We start from the raw sequence: 19,425 nt of genomic DNA, 5'->3' as shown, positions 1-19,425 counted from the left end.
TGCCCGGCGCACAAGGCACCGGGCAAATCAGCAGTTCATATCACTTCTGCTTTTCCAGTTGGTGGTATTTGCCATCCTTGTCCCACTCGTAAACCACGTAGTCGGAGACTTTCAGGTCGCCCTTGGCGTCCCAGGTCTTCTCGCCCATCACGGTTTTGACCGGGTTTTTCTTCAGCCACTCGGCGGCTTTCTCGCCACTGTTGGACTTGGCGCCGTTGAAAGCAGCAGCCAGGGTCTGAACCGAAGCGTAGGCGTACAGGGTGTAGCCTTCAGGCTCGGTGCCTTTTTTGCGGAACTCGTCCACCACGGTTTTGCTGTCTGGCAGCAGGCGTGGGTCGGCGCCGAAGGTCATCAGCACGCCGTCAACGAATTGCGGGCCGCCAGCGGTGGTCACCAGTTCGTCGGTCACGATGCCGTCATCGGACATGAACTTGACGTCTTTCAGACCTTGCTCACGCAGTTGACGAACCAGAGGACCGGCTTCCGGGTGCAGGCCGCCGAAGTAGACGACGTCGGCGCCAGCGCCGCGAATTTTGGTGACGATGGTGCTGAAGTCTTTCTCGCCACGGGTCAGGCCTTCATACAGCACTGGTTTCACGCCGCGTTTTTCCAGCTGGGCCTTGGTAGCGTCCGCCAGACCCTGACCGTAGGTGTCCTTGTCGTGCAGGACGACGACTTTCTTGCCCTTGAGCACGTCGACGATGTAGTCACCGGCCACGATGCCTTGCTGGTCGTCACGCCCGCACATACGGAACATGGCGCTCAGGCCGCGTTCGGTCACTGCCGGGTTGGTGGAACCTGGGGTGATTGCAATGATGCCCGCTTCGTCGTAGATCTCGGAGGCCGGGATGGTCGACGAGGAGCAGAAGTGACCGACCACGCCGGCGACTTTCTGGTTGGTCAGGTCCTTGGCGACCGTCACAGCCTGTTTCGGTTCGCAGGCGTCATCGCCCTTCACCAGTACGATTTTTTCCCCGTTGACGCCGCCCGCCGCGTTGACCGCGTCGGCTGCAGCCTGTGCACCCTTCATGTACTGCTCGCCAAATGCCGCGTTGGCACCTGTCATCGGACCCGCCACACCGATTTTCACATCAGCCTGTGCAAACGCAGAAACACCCAACGCAGTTGCCACTGCGAGGGCCAGAAAGCCTTTCTTGTAAAACGTCTGGGACATGAGGTGGTGCTCCAAGGTTTTTTTTTAGTTGGCACTGCGACTTCTCTGAATGCTCAGAGCAAGGGCCGTGCCATCGGTTTTTTATTCTGAGAAAAGTCGCTGCTTTATTGTTATTTCGACTGTTTCGATCCCATTTTCATTGGGCGTGCAACCGTCTAAACCGCGGAAGGTGAAACCATTTATTTTTAAAGGCGCAACCCGCACGCGCCATCATTGCAACCGCGGCGCCAAACGACGTGCAACCAGCCTGTAACAACGTGCGTCACCGAAGTGCACACTGCTGGTGCGGTACTGCTACAACCCGCACCTTTTACAGGCTAGTCGCTGCGCGAAAAAGCGCCGCTTCCAGCAACAAATTTCAACAATCAAATAACGATCCGCAAGCACTGGCCTGCGTGATACAGCGAGAAACCAGCTTCGTACAGACAGCTGCGCAAGCCCACCCCCGCCAATGGCTGCATGGGCGCGAAGGGAATCGGTAGCGCCTGAGGATTTCCGTTACACAGATAATCGGCAAAGGCTTTGCCGACCACCGTTCCCGTCGTCACACCCCGCCCGTTATACCCGGTGACTGCCACTAAACCGGGCGCCGGTTCGAATAAACGCATCAAGTGATCGGGGGTAAACGCGATGCAACCGGTCCAGGTGCATTCCCACTCCACAGGTTTGAGGTAGGGGAAATAGTGCTGCTGCACCCGATCAGCCCAGGCCTTGAGGAACCAGGTCGGTTTCTGATTGCCGTTGCCGAGGCTGCCGAGCAACAGACGACCGTCCTTGTCGCGACGAATACTGCTCAATACCTGGCGAGTGTCCCAGGAACCCTGGCCGCCGGGCAGGATTTGCTGCGCCGCGTCTTCGGTCAGCGGGACCGAAGCGACTTGATAGTAATAGCCGGGGAAGAAATTGCGCCGCAGCTCCGTCCAGTCGCCTTCGGTGTAAGCGTTGGAGGCGATGACCACTTGCTCGGCGAGCACCGAACCCTGTGCGGTTTGTACCGACCAGCGTTGGCCCTGACGTTCGAGCCGGGTGACCGGGGAATGATCGAACAGCTGACCGCCGAGGCTGATGGCCGCTTTGGCCAGCCCCGTGGTGTAAGCCATCGGGTTGATCGTGCCAGCACGCTTGTCGAGCAACGCGGCGGCGATCTTTTTGGTGCCCGTCGCTTGCTCGCAGGCTTGTCCGGTCAGCAGCTCGACCGGCGCGCCGCGACGTTTCCATTGTTCTTCACGACTGCGCAGATCAGCTTCGCCACGAGCGTTGTGCGCCATGTGCAGCGTGCCTTCGCGGCGTAACTGGCAATCGATGTTGTATTTGTCGACCAGGCTGAACACCAGGGACGGCGCCGCACCCAGCATACGATTGAGCTGACTGCCGACCACTTCGCCGAACCCGGCTTCGATCTCGTCCGGTGGAATCCACATCCCGGCGTTGACCAGCCCGACGTTACGCCCCGAACCGCCGTGACCGGCGCGATGGGCTTCGAGTACGCACACCGTTTTACCTTGTTCCAGCAGATGCACCGCCGCCGACAAACCAGTGAAACCGGCGCCGATGACACAGACATCAACCTTCACTTCGCCCTTGAGCGCCGCGTTGTCAGGCCTTTGCGGCGTCAGTTTTTCCCACAGACACTCTTCGCGTAACGGCATTGCCAGACTCCAACAGAAACCTAACAAACAACAAAGCAAAAGCTTCGCGGGCAAGCCTCGCTCCTACAGGTGTTGAGTGATCCTGTAGGAGCGAGCGGGCGGCGATCCGACTTGCCCGCGAAGGGGCCTATCAGTCGAACGTGATGCCCTGAGCCAACGGCAACTCCAGCGAATAGTTCACGGTGTTGGTCTGGCGGCGCATGTACCCGCGCCATGCATCGGAGCCCGATTCACGACCACCGCCGGTTTCTTTCTCGCCACCAAACGCGCCGCCGATTTCCGCGCCGCTCGGGCCGATGTTGACGTTGGCGATGCCGCAGTCGCTGCCGACCGCCGACATGAACTGCTCGGCTTCACGCACGTCGGTGGTGAAGATGCACGAGGACAGGCCTTGTGGCACCGAGTTGTTCAGGCGCAGCGCTTCGTCGAAGTCCTTGTAACCAACCACGTACAGGATCGGCGCGAAGGTTTCGTTGCAGACCACATCGCTCTGCTCCGGCATTTCAACGATGGCCGGCGAGACGTAGTAAGCGTTAGGGAATTTATCTTCCAGCTGGCGTTTGCCGCCGAACACCCGGCCGCCTTCGCTCAAGGCCTGTTCCAGCGCGTCCTGCATGTTGTCGAAACTGTGTTTGTCGATCAGCGGACCGATCAGGTTGCCCTCAAGCGGATTGCCGATGCGAACCTTGGAGTAGGCAGCCTTGAGGCGGGTGACGATTTCTTCCTTCACCGACTCATGGGCAATCAGGCGACGCAGGGTGGTGCAACGCTGACCAGCGGTGCCGACGGCGCTGAAGAGGATGGCGCGAACGGCCATGTCCAGGTCGGCGCTTGGCGCGAGGATCATGGCGTTGTTGCCGCCCAGTTCGAGAATGCTGCGGGCGAAACGTGCGGCGATTTTCGGCGCCACTTCACGGCCCATGCGGGTGCTGCCGGTGGCGCTGATCAGCGCGACACGCGGATCATCAACCAGCGCTTCGCCGGCATCGCGGCCGCCGATGATTACTTGGCTCAGGTGTGGAGGGGCGTCGCTGAAGTTTTTCAGTACACGGTCGAACAGCGCCTGGCAGGCCAGTGCGGTCAGCGGGGTTTTCTCGGACGGTTTCCAGATCACCGGGTTACCGCAGACCAGCGCCAGCGTGGTGTTCCAGGCCCAGACCGCGACCGGGAAGTTGAAGGCGCTGATCACGCCGACGACGCCCAGCGGGTGCCAGGTTTCGCGCATGTGGTGGCCAGGACGCTCGGAGGCGATGGTCAAACCATACAACTGACGGGACAGGCCGACGGCGAAGTCGCAGATGTCGATCATTTCCTGAACTTCACCCAGGCCTTCCTGAGTGATCTTGCCGGCTTCCCAGGACACCAGCTCGCCGAGATCAGCCTTGTATTCACGCAGGATGTCGCCCAGTTGACGCACCAGTTCGCCACGGCGCGGGGCCGGGACCTTGCGCCACAATTCGAACGCATGATCTGCACGACTGATGTGCTGCTCGACTTCAGCGGCGCCTTCCCAGTTCACGGCAGCAATCTGGCTGCCATCGATCGGCGAATGCACCGGCACTTTGCCGTTCTGGTACAGGGCCGGGTTCACACCAAGACGATCAAGCAATGCGGCAACCATGGGTCACTCCTCAAGCAAAAAACAGAAAACGTGCAGCCGGATATTCACGGCTGATCAGACCTGTAGTTTTAGCTCCCTGGAGGTTACCCAACAAACGACCTTTAAGAGAGATATCATTCCGTTTATTCATGCTTTGAATTGCTGGCAGTAAAAGAAACAAGAAAAAGGACCGTCCATGCTGAATAAACGCTACTTGCCGTCGATCACCGCGCTGCAGTGTTTCGAGGCCGTGACCCGGCATTTGAGCTTCACCCGGGCCGCCGAAGAGCTGAACCTGACCCAGAGCGCCGTCAGCAAACAGGTCGCGCAACTCGAAGAGTTGCTGCAGCACCTGCTGTTCCGCCGGGTGCGCCGACGCCTGCAAATGACGCCCGCCGGTGATTTGTACCTGGTGGAAGTCCGAAAAATCCTCACGCAGGTCGAGATGTCGACCCATTACCTGCGCTCCTACGGCGGCGAGACCGAAGTCTTGCGGGTTTCAACACCTCCGACCTTCGGCGCGCGCTGGCTGGTGCCACGCTTGAAAGGCTGGCGCCTGCGCCATCCTTCGATCCATCTGGACCTGTGCAGCGAGCAGGAAGCCGACGATTTGCTGCAAGGTCGCAGCGACCTGGCGTTCTACTTCGGCCAAGGCTCCCGTCCGGGCACCGAATGCCTGAAATTGTTTGGCGAGGAGCTTGTTCCTGTGTGTGCGCCGGGCAGCCTGCCGGACACGCCGTTCACCGACCCTACGCAGCTCACCGACCTCGTCCTGCTGCAAAACGCCTCGCGCCCCCAGGCCTGGCACGACTGGTTCGACAGTCAGGGCTACCACACTGAACACAGCTACCACGGCCCGCGCTTCGAAACCTTTTACATGTGCATCCGCGCCGCCCAGGTCGGTTGCGGTGTGGCCCTGTTGCCGAGGTTTCTGGTGGAAGAGGAATTGGCCGACGGCAAACTGGTCATACCCTGGCAGCACGCAATGCCCAGCACAGATGCCTATTACCTGGCGTATCCCGAGCACTCGGCGGAAGTTCCCAAGGTGCGGGACTTTGTGAAGTGGATGCTGGAGCAGATCGACAGCCCTACGCCCGCCGAATAACCCCTGTAGGAGCTGTGTAGGAGCTGTCGAGTGAAACGAGGCTGCGATCTTTTGACTTTGATTTTTGTAAAAACAAGATCAAAAGATCGCAGCCTCGTTTCACTCGACAGCTCCTACACAGCTCCTACACAGTCACGGTCAACGCAGAAATTGCTGGCAATACCCATCACCGATATGCGCCACTATCGCTATTCAATGTGGAGAACCCCGTTATGAGCGAGAGCGTGTTTGGCGATCGCATCGTGCAGAATCTGCTCGACACCGACTTCTACAAACTGACGATGATGCAGGCGGTGCTGCACAACTACCCAAACGTGGAAGTCGAATGGGAGTTTCGTTGCCGTAACAGTGAGGACTTGCGCCCCTATCTGGCAGAGATACGCTTCCAGATCGAACGCCTGGCCGAGTTGAGCCTGAGCGCCGATCAGTTGAGCTTCATGGAACGCATCAGCTTCATGAAGCCGGACTTCCTGCGTTTTCTCGGGTTGTTCCGCTTCAACCTGCGCTACGTCCATACCGGGATTGAAAACGGCGAACTGTTCATCCGCCTGCGCGGGCCGTGGCTGCATGTGATCCTGTTTGAAGTGCCGCTGCTGTCCATCGTCAGCGAAGTGCGCAACCGCTATCGCTACCGCGAAATCGTTCTGGAACAGGCCCGCGAGCAGCTCTACCGCAAATTCGACTGGCTGACCGCCAACGCCAGCGCAGACGAACTGTCCGAATTGCAGGTAGCCGATTTCGGCACACGCCGTCGTTTCTCGTATCGGGTGCAGGAAGAAGTGGTGAACGTGCTCAAGCACGATTTCCCCGGGCGTTTCGTCGGCACCAGCAACGTGCACCTGTCACGGGAACTGGACATGAAGCCTTTGGGCACCATGGCACACGAATGGATCATGGCTCACCAACAACTCGGTCCACGACTGATCGACAGCCAGATTGCCGCTCTCGATTGCTGGGTTCGCGAGTATCGGGGCCTGCTGGGGATCGCCCTGACCGACTGCATCACCATGGATGCCTTCCTCAACGACTTCGACCTGTTCTTTGCCAAGCTCTTCGACGGCCTGCGCCATGACTCAGGGGATCCGGTGATCTGGGCAGAAAAGGCGATCGCCCACTATCAAAAGCTGGGTATCGACCCGATGAGCAAGACCCTGACGTTCTCCGACAGTCTGACGCTGCCCAAGGCACTGGAAATATTCCGAGCGTTGCGCGGTCGGATTAATGTCAGCTTCGGTATCGGCACCAACCTGACGTGCGATATTCCAGGTGTCGAACCGATGAGCATCGTGCTTAAAATGGCGGCCTGCAACGGCCAGCCCGTGGCAAAGATTTCCGATGAGCCTGGCAAGACTCACTGCAAAGACCCGAATTTCGTCGCCTATTTGCGACATGTGTTCAAAGTACCTGCCGCCCCTTCCAGCACATCTGGCACCACTAGCAAGGAGTGAATTCATGCAAGCCGTACAGCGTGAGATTGCTGAGCAGCTCAACGTTCAACCGCCGTTCGCCGACCATGCCGCCCTCGAGGCCGAAGTCGCCCGGCGGGTCAGCTTCATTCAGGATTGCCTGCTCAATTCCGGGCTCAAGACCCTGGTGCTCGGCATCAGCGGCGGCGTCGATTCCCTGACCGCCGGCCTGCTGGCCCAACGCGCCATGCGTGAACTGCGCGATCAAACCAGTGACAAGGCCTACAAGTTCATCGCCGTGCGCCTGCCGTACGAAACCCAGTTCGATGAACACGACGCCCAGGCCTCGGTGGATTTCATCGCCCCGGACGAACGCCACACCGTGAACATCGGCCCTGCTGTGAAATCCCTGGCCAATGAAGTGGCGGCCTTTGAAGGCAAGCACGCGGTCTCGGTGGATTTCGTGCTCGGCAACACCAAGGCGCGGATGCGCATGGTGGCCCAGTACACCATCGCGGGCGCGGCACAGGGGCTGGTGATCGGTACCGACCACGCGGCGGAAGCAGTGATGGGTTTCTTCACCAAGTTCGGTGATGGCGCTTGCGACCTGGCCCCGTTGAGCGGTCTGGTGAAAAACCAGGTTCGGGACATCGCCCGCAGTTTCGGCGCGCCGGAATCGCTGGTGGAAAAAATCCCGACGGCCGACCTCGAAGACCTGTCACCGGGCAAACCGGATGAAGCGTCCCATGGCGTGACCTATGCCGAGATCGACGCGTTCCTGCACGGCCAGTCGGTGCGTGAGGAAGCGTTCAAGATCATTTGCGATACGTATAAAAAGACCCATCACAAGCGCGTGATGCCGTTCGCCCCCTAAGCGCCACGCCGTTATAGGCGCTATGTAGGAGCCTTGTAGGAGCCATGTAGGAGCTGTCGAGTGAAACGAGGCTGCGATCTTTTGACTTTTATTTTTTAAAGAACAAGATCAAAAGATCGCAGCCTCGTTTCACTCGACAGCTCCTACACAGCTCCTACAGGAGTAAGCCACTCATAAAAAAAGCGTCCGACTTGGACGCTTTTTTTATGAGCTTGCTTCGATTACTTAAGCGTAACCGTACCTTTCATCATCGAGATGTGGCCCGGGAACGAGCAGAAGAAGCCGTACTTCTCGTTGGCATCAAGCTTCGACACATCGAAGGTCACCGAGTCGGTTTCCTTGGCACCAATGATTTTGGTGTGGGCGATGACGCGTGCATCACCTTCCGGCAGGTAGTTCTTGTCGATGCCAGCGGCGAGGCCAGCAGTGGCGATCGGCTGCATGTCAGCTTCTTTACTCAGCACCCAGTTATGGCCCATGACGTTTTTCGGCAAGCTGCCGGAGTGCGTCAATTCAACGGTGAACGTCTTGCAGCTTTTGTCGATTTCGATGGCCTTGGTGTTGAAGGACATCTGATCGGTGGAGTCGACAGTGACCTTGCATTCGGCAGCCATCAGTTGGCTGCTGGCCAGTGTCAGCAGGGATACCGCAACAAGTTTGGCAAACATGGTGAATCTCCAAGGCAGGGTTAACAAAAGTGCGAATGGACAGAAGACTGCCTGAAAACTTCGCAAGTTCCTATGACCTGAATCAAAAATTGTATACAACTTTCGGGCTATGACACCTATCGAAACAATCTACCAGCCAGACGTCTGGCCCGGCCCTATCATCAGGGCGTCATCCCTCATCTGGAGCGCCTGTCATGTCCATCAACAGCTTTTTGTGCAGTTTGCTCGCCGCTTATGCCTGTGGCGCCAGCGGCAGCTACGAAACACCTGAACGCGAAGTTTAGACCTTGGAGCGGCGCACGCCTGCCTTTACTCTGTGGCCATCCTGACCATGGAGTAAGGCATGTCTTTAGCGTCCGTTTGTGTATTTTGCGGTGCCAGCACCGGCACCAACCCGGCTTATCGTGAAGCGGCTGTCGCCCTCGGGCGAGCATTGGCCGAGCGCAAGCTGACCCTGGTTTACGGCGGCGGCGCCGTCGGGCTGATGGGCATCGTCGCCGATGCGGCGCTGGCGGCCGGTGGTGAAGTGATCGGGATCATCCCGCAAAGCCTGAAAGACAAGGAAATCGGCCATAGTGGCCTGACTCGCCTGGAAGTGGTCGACGGCATGCATGCGCGCAAGGCGCGGATGGCCGAGCTCAGCGACGCCTTCATCGCGCTGCCCGGAGGCCTGGGCACTTTGGAAGAACTGTTCGAAGTCTGGACCTGGGGCCAACTCGGCTACCACGGCAAACCGCTCGGATTGCTGGAAGTGAACGGTTTCTACAGCAAATTGACCGGTTTTCTTGATCATATCGTCGGCGAAGGCTTCGTTCGCGAAGCGCACCGTGACATGCTGCAAGTGAGCGAATCGCCGCAAACCCTGATCGATGCCCTGGACGCTTGGCAGCCAACAGTAGTGCCGAAGTGGACAGAGCAAAAACCCAGCTAACGGCTCGGCACCGATACAGGGCAGAATATGCGCCGCTCAACCTCACCTTCGACCCCAGAGGATCGCCCATGGCTAAACCTAATTATTCCTTCGCCAAACGTCAGAGAGACTTGGCCAAGGAGCAGAAGAAAGAGGAAAAGCTTCAGCGCAAGAAAGCTACAGCTGAAGAAGAAGCAGCAGCACTGAACCCGGATGCCGAAGGTGAAGTGGCTACAGACGAAACTGAAGCACCGAAAGATCAGGCGCCCGACGCCTGAGACCCTCAGGGCCCGATGATCTGATCAGGCCCACCGGATCTGTGTCCAGGGTCAGCAGTTCCTTGCTGACCCTCACAGGCCAATCTGAAACACCCCTTCTCAAGAATTGCACATTCCCTTGTGGGAGCGGGCTTGCTCGCGAAAGCGGCGGCACATCCAACATCTATGTGACTGTGTGATCGCTTTCGCGAGCAAGCCCGCTCCCACATTTGATTTCTGTTACTCCAGTGGCATAACCGTCACCCGCACCTCGGGATCATGACTGCCGCCCCCCAGAATCACCCCACGCAACGGCGAAACATCGGAGAAATCCCGGCCCCAGGCCAGGGTGATGTGTTCGAGCGCGGGTTGCACATTGTTGGTCGGATCAAAGTCCACCCAGCCCAGCACCGGGCAAAACACTGAAACCCAGGCATGGGACGCATCGGCGCCGATCAGTCGCGGCTGGCCAGGCGGCGGCTGGGTCAGCAGGTAGCCGCTGATGTAACGGGCCGCCAACCCACGGGAACGCACGCAAGCGAGCATCAGGTGAGCGAAATCCTGGCAAACCCCACGCCGGCGTTCCAGCACCTCCACCAGTGGCGTCGCCACTTGGGTCGCTTCGGCGTCGAAGGTGAATTCGCTGAAAATCTTCTCCATCAATGCCTGGACGCCCAGCAACAACGGCCGCCCCGGTGGAAAACAGCTTTCCGAAAAATCGACAAAGTTGCGTTTCAAATGCACATAGGGTGATTCGAACCGGTAACGACACGCTTCCAGCAATTCAGGGGAAAGCGGCTGACTGCTGTAGGTCAGCGCGTTGCGGGTTTCTTCCCATGCGGGAGATTGAGTGAAGTCCAGTGCTGGCCGGGCAAGCACTTCGACGGTGAGTCGGGCGTTAACCAGCAACTCATCGTGCGGCCGCTCGAAGGCCAACCGGGTCAGCGGATTGCCGAACACATCCAGCTCTTCGCGACGCGAGGTCGGGTCGGGACTGATTTGCAAGTGCTGCTCGGTGCAGCGCTGCCAGGCACACGCCCGTGGCCACAGGTGCGCGAGTTGCTGGGCCAGGGATACCGGGCTGTCGTAGTGATAATGGGTGTCGTGGAAAATCTGGTAATGGGCGCTCATCAGACGGACACCGTGCGCTGACTCACATCATCGACATGGGCGAAATGGCGCAAAGCCAGACGATCCGACACCTGCCCGCTGGCATCGGCGATCTCTTGCAGCAAATCGGCCAGCCCCTCGATGGCCGCGCGGACGCTGGCGTCACCGAACAGCGAATTCTCCAGGCAGCCCAGATCGAAACGCGCCAGGCGCTCCACCAGTTGCGGCAGTCCCGCTTCGCGAGGCGCAGCAAAATCGTCGTTCAAGCGTTTCAGTGTGCGGGTCACCAGTTTCAACTGGAACAGCACCGCATGCGGGTTCTGCTCATCGAGCAGCAACAGATCGAGCACCGGAATCAACTGCGCCACTGCCAGATACCGCGAACGATAGGTGATGCTGCTGTTGCCCAATTCCAGCAGCCATTCCAGCCCGGCCTGATCGAAGGCACCGGCACCGCGCAGAAACGCCGCCAGGCTCGCACTTAGAAATTGCAGGCGTTCGATCCGCCGACCGATCATCAGGAAACGCCAGCCTTCATCCCGTGTCATGTCATCCAAGGCAAAACCGGACAGCGCCGCCAGGGACATCACCAGACGGTTGAGAAAATCCAGCAACTCACCGAAATCCGGCTCTTCGGTTTCCAGTTCCATGGCTTCGCGCTGCAATTCCACCAGCGCCTGCCAGTTTTCCCGCGAGAGCTTGCCGCGCACTTGCGAGGCGGCCCACTGCAAGCGCTGCAGGTTGGAACGCAGGCTGAAGGGCCAATCATCGCCGAGTAGCGCGGCCAACAGACGCTCGGGTAACTCGCCTTCATCCGGCAACAGATTCAGCCGCTCCCCGAGATCCACCGCCGCTTCCAGGGCTTGCGGATCATCGCCATCAACGTAGCGCGCCAGCATGATCCGCAGCAGTCGCGCGCTGTCATCACACCGCTCGCAATAGCGGCCAAACCAGAACAGATTCTCGACCACCCGCGACGGCAGATACGGATCGCGTCGAACCAGGTCATGCACACCGATTGTGCGCTGGGTTTTCCATTGCTCGCCGCTCGGCGGACGATCCCCCAGTACCCAGGTGTCCTTGCTCGCACCGCCGCGCTGCATCGACACCACCTCGGCGTCTGCTTCGGCGGCCACCCGGGTCAAACCGCCGGGCAACACCCGATAGCCGTCGCGACTGGCCACCGCATACACACGCATTCCGATGGCTCGCGGCTGCAGCTGACCGTCCTCGGCCTGCCAGATCGGCGCCTGGGACAACTGCGCCAATTCTTGCGCGACATAGGCATAAGGCCGTGCCTGCATGCGCTCAGCCAGAGCCTGACGCTGTTTTTCACTCAGATCGCGACTAAATACAGGTGCGAAGCTCTGTGATGGAAACGCGGGTTTGATCAGCAATTCCGGCAGTTTCTCCAACGCCTGGGCCAGCACCGGCGCTTCGCCGCACCACCAGGTCGCAATGGACGGCAGGATCAGTTCTTCGCCGAACAGGAATTGATTGATCTTCGGCAGAAAGCCCAGCAACCCCGGCGACTCCAGCACGCCACTGCCGAGGGCGTTGGCCACCAACACCCGCCCCTGCCGCACGGCTTCGAGCAAGCCCGGCACGCCGAGGGCGGAATCGGTACGCAGCTCCAGCGGGTCGCAAAAGTCATCGTCGAGCCGCCGCATGATCGCGTGAACCCGGCGCAAGCCGCTAAGGGTTTTCAGGTAGACCGTGGCATCGCGCACGGTGAGGTCGCCGCCTTCCACCAATGGATAACCGAGCTGGCGCGCCAGGTACAAATGTTCGAAATAGCTTTCGTTGAAACGCCCCGGCGTCAGCAGCACGATCAGCGGCGCGTCGTCATCACTTGGCGCCTGGCGGGCGAGGGTTTCTTGCAGCGTGCGGAAGAATCCGGCCAGGTGCTGCACTTTCAGGTCGCGGTACAACTCGGGAAAGGCCCGGGACACGATGGTGCGGTTTTCCAGCGCATAACCGGCGCCTGAAGGCGCTTGAGTCCGATCCGCCGTCACCCACCAGCGGCCGTCCGGCGTACGCGCCAGATCGACGGCATACAAATGCAGAAAGGCCCCGTCCGGCGGCGCAATGCCCTGACAGGGCCAGAGGAAATTGTTGTGACCGAATACCAGTTCTGCCGGTAGCAGCCCTTCGGCAATCAAGCGCTGCGGGCCGTACAAGTCAGCCAGCACGGCGTTCAACAGACGCGCCCGTTGAGCTATTCCGGCTGATAACTGCTGCCATTCATCCGCAGCGATCACATGCGGCAGCAAGTCCAGTTCCCAAGGCCGATCAGCGCCCTTGGGGTCGGCGTAGACGTTGTAGGTCACACCGTTTTCCTGGATCTGCCGGGCCAACAGTGCCTGACGCTGCACCAATTGCGTTGGCGTGCTGCGTTGCAATTGGTCGAACAACCGGCGCCAGTGCGGGCGCACCGCGCCGCTGTCGTCGAGCAGTTCGTGATAAGTGCCCGCCGTCAGCGGGTAGCGGTCAAGCAGGTCAGGCATGGAAAGCTCGGCAGACAGCAAAGAACGGTCAGACTAACGCAGGCTCATGACGCCCGGATATACGAAAAATCCGAGCGTCGCGTACGATCTAGAAACGTCGTAAATCGAGTGTCATCGGCAGCTCGTCGTTAATGTCCAGAATCGGTACAGGAAGTTTCCCCGGGCTGTGTCCGATGCGGAAGAAACGCGCCATCCGCCGGCTTTCGGCTTCATTGGCGTTCACCGGCAGGCTGTCGTAATTGCGTCCGCCCGGATGGGCGACGTGGTACTGACAGCCACCCAGCGAGCGCTGCATCCAGGTGTCGAGCAGGTCGAACACCAACGGTGCGTGGACCGGGATGGTCGGTTGCAGGCAGTTGGCCGGTTGCCAGGCACGAAAGCGCACACCCGCGACGAACTCGCCGACTCGCCCGGTCGGCTGCAAGGGCACCGGAACGCCGTTACACGTCAGCAAGTAACGCTGCGGCGCCAGGCCGGTGAGCTTGACCTGCAAGCGCTCCAGCGATGAATCCACGTAGCGCACCGTACCGCCGACCGCGCCCTCCTCGCCCAGCACATGCCAAGGCTCCAGCGCCTGTCGCACTTCCAGCTCGATGCCGCTGACGGCGTAATCGCCGACCTTGGGGAAGCGAAATTCCAGGTGCGCGGCAAACCACTCCGCTCGCACGGGGTATCCGGCGGCATTGAGATCGACGATCACATCCGCGAAATCCTGCTCGATAAAGTGCGGCAACAGGAATCGGTCATGCAGCTCAGTGCCCCAGCGCGCCAGTTTCGGCGGTGCATAAGGCTCGCGCCAGAATCGCGCCACCAGCGCTCGCAGCAACAACTGCTGCGCCAGGCTCATGCGCGCATGCGGTGGCATTTCAAAGGCGCGCAACTCCAGCAATCCAAGACGCCCCGTGGCGCCATCCGGCGAATAGAGCTTGTCGATGCAGAACTCAGAGCGATGCGTGTTGCCGGTCACGTCGATCAGCAAGTTGCGCAGCAGCCGGTCGACCAACCATGGCGCGCACTCCTCGCCGGGTTCGGGCATCTGGGCGAAGGCGATTTCCAGTTCGTACAGCGCATCGTTGCGCGCTTCATCGACACGCGGCGCCTGGGACGTTGGGCCAATGAACAATCCGGAGAACAGGTAGGACAAGGACGGGTGGTTATGCCAGTAACTGATCAGGCTGCGCAGCAGATCGGGACGGCGCAGGAACGGTGAATCAGCCGGCGTCGCGCCCCCCAGGACGAAATGGTTGCCGCCGCCCGTGCCGGTGTGCCGGCCATCGATCATGAATTTCTCGGTGGTCAATCGGGTCTGGCGTGCTTCTTCGTAGAGAAACTCAGTGCGCTCGACCAGTTCATCCCACGTAGCGGATGGCTGCACGTTGACCTCGATCACGCCTGGATCGGGAGTAATGCGGAAGTTGCTCAGGCGTGGATCACTCGGTGGCTCGTAGCCTTCGAGTAACACCGGGCAATGCATTTCCTGGGCCGTGGCCTCGATTGCGGTGACCAGTTCCAGATAGTCCTCGACCCGTTCCAGCGGCGGCATGAACAGGTACAACCGGCCTTCCCGAGCCTCGGCGCAGAACGCGGTGCGAGTCAGCCAATCCGCGGATTCATCGACCTCCAGATCGCGCTCGAGCGCTTCGGCCGGTGTGCCCGGGCTGTTCAACTGCTGAGTGTCCGGAAGCGCGGGGAATTCCTGGTTGGGGTCGTTCGGGTAAATGAACGGATATTCGGCCGCTTTCACCCAAGGCTGTGAAGCCAGCGGCAAGCGATAACCCAGAGGCGAATCCCCCGGCACCAGCCGACAATGCTCGTCACGCAGGTACCAGCGACCGCTTTGCCATTGATCGCCCTTGGCGGTGCGTGCCAGCGGCAGGACCTGGCCGATCACCTTGTCCAGGCCCTGACTGAAGACTTTACGCAGGCGCGCCCGCTCCAGCGGTTCTTCAAGACGTGAGTCTTCGGCGCTGACGTTCAACGGCAACGTGCCTTCGCGCCAGAGGTAATAGAAATTGTCTTCGTAGGCCGGGAACACAAAGCGTGTCGGAATTTTCAGGCGTTCGGCGACGCTCGACAGAAAACGCCCGGCCAACTCCCCATCGGCGCCGTAATCTTCCTGCTCATCGGCGATCAGCGCGCTGTTGTGCCAGATTGGCACACCATCGCGGCGCCAGTAGCAGTTCAGCGACCAGCGTGGCAATTGCTCGCCGGGATACCACTTGCCCTGACCGAAATGCACCAGGCCTTTGGGTGCGTAGTGTTTGCGCATGCGCTGGAACAGTTCGGCGGACAGGCGACGCTTGTCCGGCCCGAGCGCGGCGGTGTTCCACTCGGCGCCGTCCGGGTCGTCGATGGAAACAAACGTCGGTTCGCCGCCCATGGTCAGGCGTACATCACCCTCCAGCAGGTCGGCATCGATCTGCCGACCCAACGCCTGGATCGCCAGCCACTGGTCTTCGGTGTAGGGCTTGGTGACCCGCGGCGCTTCCCAAATTCGCTCCACGAACATTTCGTGGGTGAATTCGCACTCGCACGGTTCCACCAGGCCACTAATCGGTGCCGCTGAGCCCGGATCGGGACTGCACGCCAACGGAATGTGTCCTTCACCGGCAAACAGCCCTGACGTCGCGTCCAGGCCGATCCAGCCGGCACCGGGCAAATAGACCTCGCACCAGGCGTGCAGGTCGGTGAAGTCCACTTCCGTACCCGAGGGGCCGTCGAGGCTTTTGACGTCGGCGGTGAGTTGAATCAGGTAGCCGGAGACGAAACGCGCCGCCAGCCCAAGGTTGCGCAGCAGTTGCACCAGCAACCACGCCGAATCGCGGCAGGAACCGGAGGCATGTTCAAGGGTGTGTTCGGGGGTTTGGACGCCGGGCTCCATGCGGATCAGGTAGCCGATGTCTTCGCTCAGACGCTGGTTCAGTGCAACAAGGAAATCCACGCTGGGCAGCGGCGTGCGGTCGATGCCGTCCAGGTAGGCCTTGAACTTGGGCGTCAGGGGCAGGGTTTCCAGGTACGGCGCCAGCTCCTTGCGCTCGTCTGCGGCGTAGTTGAACGGGATCTTTTCCGCGTAGGGCTCAAGGAAGAAGTCGAACGGATTGAAAACTGCCATCTCTGCCAGAAGATCGACCTCGATCCGCAGCTCATTGGTTTTCTCCGGGAACACCAACCGCGCCAGGTAATTGCCCTGGGGGTCCTGCTGCCAGTTGATGAAATGCTGCTCAGGGGAGACTTTCAGCGCATAGGACAGTATCCGCGTGCGGCTGTGGGCGGCCGGGCGCAGGCGAACGATCTGCGGACCGAGCTCGACGGCGCGGTCGTAGCGGTAATGCGTGACGTGGTGCAATGCGACATGAATCGACACGGCGTGCCTCCTGCGAGCCTTAAGCGTATTGGGAAAGCGCGCAAGACTTATGCCATCCAGCGGCGTTGGCGCTTTCTTCGGTTGCTTGAGGCAGTACAGCACCAAAATCGGGCAATGCGGGAAATTGGTTTGGGGGAGTTGCACGCAAATGTTGCGAGCGGGAGCCGTCAGTCGGGTTTTGCTGCGACTGGACTGGCCTCTTCGCGGGCAAGCATCGCTCCTACAGGTTTTGTGTCGAATCACGATTCCGCGAGCGACACATGACCTGTAGGAGCGAGGCTTGCCCGCGAAGAGGCCAGATGCACAACACAGGTTTGACCTCGTGTCCCGGTTTTCAGTGGCCCAGAAACGCAAAACGCCAACCCGAAGGTTGGCGTTCTGTTACAGCCGTCAGCGTTTAGCGCGGCACAACCGGCTTGCGCGCAGGCTTGGGCCCTTTGCCTTTGGCCGCGTCCTTGCGCTCCTTGGCCGCCTGCTGGTTGCGGGCGAATGCCGCTGCCTTGGCCTGTTCACGCTTGTCCCACGGATTGCCGCCATCGGAGGCACGCGGTGGCAGGCCGGTGTGCTGGGTCAGGATCTTGGTGGTCTTTTCCCCTGCAACTTTGTGGCTGCCGGCCGGCGTCGAGTTCTTGCGACGGGCGCTCTGGTAGCTGTCGGTCGCCGGCTGGTGCAGCGGAATCAACTGGTTCTTGCCCGGCCCGATCAGGTCGGCGCGGCCCATGCGGGTCAGCGCTTCGCGCAGCATCGGCCAGCCTTTCGGGTCGTGATAACGCAAGAACGCCTTGTGCAGACGACGCTGCTCTTCGCTCTTGACGATGGTCACGGCGTCGCTCTTGTAAGTCACCTTACGCAGCGGGTTCTTGCCCGAGTGGTACATTGCGGTGGCGGTGGCCATCGGCGACGGATAGAACGCTTGCACCTGGTCGGCACGGAAGCCGTTGCCCTTGAGCCACAGGGCCAGGTTCATCATGTCTTCATCAGTGGTGCCCGGGTGGGCGGCGATGAAGTAAGGAATCAGGTACTGCTCTTTCCCGGCTTCCTTGGAGTACTTCTCGAACATGCGCTTGAACTTGTCATAGCTGCCGATGCCCGGTTTCATCATCTGGTTGAGCGGACCTTCCTCGGTGTGTTCCGGGGCGATCTTCAGGTAACCACCAACGTGGTGAGTCACCAGCTCCTTGACGTATTCCGGCGACTCGACCGCGAGGTCGTAACGCAGGCCGGAAGCGATCAGGATCTTCTTCACACCCGGCAAGGCACGGGCGCTGCGATAGAGCTGGATCAGCGACGAGTGGTCGGTGTTCAAATTTGGGCAAATGCCGGGGAACACGCACGAAGGCTTGCGGCACGCGGATTCGATTTCCGGGCTCTTGCAAGCGATGCGGTACATGTTTGCGGTCGGGCCGCCGAGGTCGGAAATGACGCCGGTGAAGCCTGGGACCTTGTCGCGGATCTCTTCGATTTCGCGAATGATCGACTCTTCGGAACGGTTCTGGATGATCCGGCCTTCGTGCTCGGTGATCGAGCAGAAGGTGCAGCCACCGAAGCAGCCACGCATGATGTTCACCGAGAAGCGGATCATGTCGTAGGCCGGGATTTTTTCCTTGCCGTACGCCGGGTGCGGAATGCGCGCATAGGGCATGCCGAACACGTAGTCCATTTCTTCGGTGGTCATCGGAATCGGCGGCGGATTGAACCAGACGTCGACTTCGCCGTGCTTCTGCACCAGCGCGCGGGCGTTGCCCGGGTTGGTTTCCAGGTGAAGCACGCGGTTGGCGTGGGCATAAAGCACCGCGTCGCCACGGACTTTCTCAACCGACGGCAGACGAATCACCGTCTTGTCGCGGGTCATCTTCGGGCTGGCCAGGATCTGCACGACCTTCGCTTCGCTCGGGTCTTCAACCGGGCCTTTTTCCTGCTCGATAGCGCAGGCCTGGGTGTCCTGGGTGTTGACGTACGGGTTGATGATCTTGTCGACCTTGCCCGGACGGTCGATGCGCGTGGAATCGACTTCGTACCAGTCTTTCGGCGTATCACGACGGATGAACGCGGTGCCGCGCACGTCGGTGATGTCTTCGATCTTGTGGCCGTAAGACAGACGCTGGGCGACTTCGACGATCGCACGCTCGGCGTTGCCGTAGAGCAGGATGTCGGCACAGGCGTCGATCAGGATCGAGTTGCGCACCCGGTCCTGCCAGTAATCGTAGTGGGCGATGCGGCGCAGGGAAGCTTCGATGCCACCGAGCACGATCGGCACGTGATTGTAGGCTTCCTTGCAGCGCTGGCTATACACCAGGCTCGCGCGGTCCGGACGTTTGCCCGCCAGGCCACCAGGGGTGTAGGCGTCATCGGAACGGATTTTCTTGTCGGCGGTGTAGCGGTTGATCATCGAATCCATGTTGCCGGCCGCGACGCCGAAGAACAGGTTCGGCTCGCCGAGCTTCATGAAATCGTCTTTGGACTGCCAGTTTGGCTGGGCAATGATCCCGACGCGGAAGCCTTGGGACTCCAGCAGCCGGCCGATGATTGCCATGCCGAAAGACGGATGGTCAACGTACGCATCACCGGTGACGATGATGATGTCGCATGAATCCCAGCCAAGCTGATCCATCTCCTCCCTGCTCATCGGCAGGAATGGCGCCGGACCGAAACATTCGGCCCAGTACTTGGGATAGTCAAATAACGGCTTGGCTGTTTGCATGACGATGACCGGTGTTGAGATGAAAAATCGCGGGCGCGGAATATAGCACAAAAAATAACCAATTCCGACGGCTATGGTCGGAAATAACGTGTAACCCATG

The 19,425-nt window shown here is 60.0% G+C and carries 13 protein-coding genes; 5 read left to right on the top strand and 8 right to left on the bottom strand.

Translation table 11 applies throughout. The features are described 5' to 3' along the window. Positions 1-40 precede the first annotated feature (40 nt). The 3 genes from ACA049_RS02875 to amaB form a co-directional block, all read right to left on the bottom strand. A complete protein-coding gene (locus ACA049_RS02875) occupies positions 41-1,174 on the bottom strand; it encodes an ABC transporter substrate-binding protein (RefSeq protein WP_010464151.1) in 1,134 nt (377 codons plus the stop codon). A gap of 365 nt (positions 1,175-1,539) precedes the next feature. Continuing rightward, complete coding sequence (gene amaA / locus ACA049_RS02870) at positions 1,540-2,823, bottom strand: L-pipecolate oxidase (RefSeq protein WP_497332969.1); 1,284 nt, start codon at positions 2,821-2,823, stop codon at positions 1,540-1,542. 130 nt (positions 2,824-2,953) lie between these two features. After that, positions 2,954-4,444: an L-piperidine-6-carboxylate dehydrogenase gene (amaB, locus tag ACA049_RS02865; RefSeq protein ID WP_497332967.1), complete on the bottom strand. Its 1,491-nt coding sequence runs from the start codon at positions 4,442-4,444 to the stop codon at positions 2,954-2,956. Positions 4,445-4,619: 175 nt separating this feature from the next. Here amaB and ACA049_RS02860 point away from each other — a divergent pair, with 175 nt between their 5' ends. The 3 genes from ACA049_RS02860 to nadE all read left to right on the top strand — a co-directional run bounded on the left by ACA049_RS02860 (position 4,620) and on the right by nadE (position 7,808). Further along, on the top strand, positions 4,620-5,528 hold the full coding sequence (locus ACA049_RS02860) for a LysR family transcriptional regulator (protein ID WP_497332965.1): 909 nt from the start codon (positions 4,620-4,622) through the stop codon (positions 5,526-5,528). Between the two features lie 212 nt (positions 5,529-5,740). Then, complete coding sequence (pncB, locus tag ACA049_RS02855; RefSeq protein WP_497332963.1) at positions 5,741-6,976, top strand: nicotinate phosphoribosyltransferase; 1,236 nt, start codon at positions 5,741-5,743, stop codon at positions 6,974-6,976. A 4-nt stretch (positions 6,977-6,980) separates the two neighbouring features. After that, the gene (nadE, locus tag ACA049_RS02850; protein ID WP_497332961.1) at positions 6,981-7,808 is read left to right on the top strand and encodes an NAD(+) synthase; all 828 of its coding nucleotides are present in this window, start codon (positions 6,981-6,983) and stop codon (positions 7,806-7,808) included. A 221-nt stretch (positions 7,809-8,029) separates the two neighbouring features. On the opposite strand, the gene azu is transcribed toward nadE, so the two are convergent. Then, entirely contained in the window at positions 8,030-8,476 is a 447-nt protein-coding gene (azu, locus tag ACA049_RS02845) for an azurin (RefSeq protein ID WP_010464166.1), read from the bottom strand. A 343-nt stretch (positions 8,477-8,819) separates the two neighbouring features. On the opposite strand from azu, the gene ACA049_RS02840 reads away from it, so the two are divergent. Continuing rightward, on the top strand, positions 8,820-9,407 hold the full coding sequence (locus tag ACA049_RS02840) for a cytokinin riboside 5'-monophosphate phosphoribohydrolase (protein WP_253435602.1): 588 nt from the start codon (positions 8,820-8,822) through the stop codon (positions 9,405-9,407). Between the two features lie 68 nt (positions 9,408-9,475). Next, complete coding sequence (locus ACA049_RS02835) at positions 9,476-9,664, top strand: hypothetical protein (protein WP_007947526.1); 189 nt, start codon at positions 9,476-9,478, stop codon at positions 9,662-9,664. 219 nt (positions 9,665-9,883) lie between these two features. Here the strand turns inward: ACA049_RS02835 and ACA049_RS02830 are convergent, their stop codons facing one another. From ACA049_RS02830 to ACA049_RS02815, 4 genes are all read right to left on the bottom strand, one after another. Continuing rightward, positions 9,884-10,774, bottom strand: coding sequence for a transglutaminase family protein (locus ACA049_RS02830; RefSeq protein WP_497332959.1), 891 nt, complete (start codon positions 10,772-10,774; stop codon positions 9,884-9,886). Next, positions 10,774-13,260 (bottom strand): circularly permuted type 2 ATP-grasp protein, encoded by a 2,487-nt coding sequence (locus tag ACA049_RS02825; protein WP_497332957.1) that lies wholly within the window; start codon positions 13,258-13,260, stop codon positions 10,774-10,776. Before ACA049_RS02825 ends, ACA049_RS02830 begins: the two co-directional genes overlap by 1 nt. Before the next feature lie 88 nt (positions 13,261-13,348). Further along, on the bottom strand, positions 13,349-16,624 hold the full coding sequence (locus ACA049_RS02820; RefSeq protein ID WP_497332955.1) for a transglutaminase family protein: 3,276 nt from the start codon (positions 16,622-16,624) through the stop codon (positions 13,349-13,351). Between the two features lie 397 nt (positions 16,625-17,021). Then, positions 17,022-19,325 (bottom strand): YgiQ family radical SAM protein, encoded by a 2,304-nt coding sequence (locus ACA049_RS02815; protein WP_497332953.1) that lies wholly within the window; start codon positions 19,323-19,325, stop codon positions 17,022-17,024. Positions 19,326-19,425 lie beyond the last annotated feature (100 nt).

This window comes from Pseudomonas sp. LBUM1662 (assembly GCF_059695915.1).
Note: the sequence above shows the minus strand (reverse complement) of the source record. Positions and strands in the feature narration are given on the sequence as shown.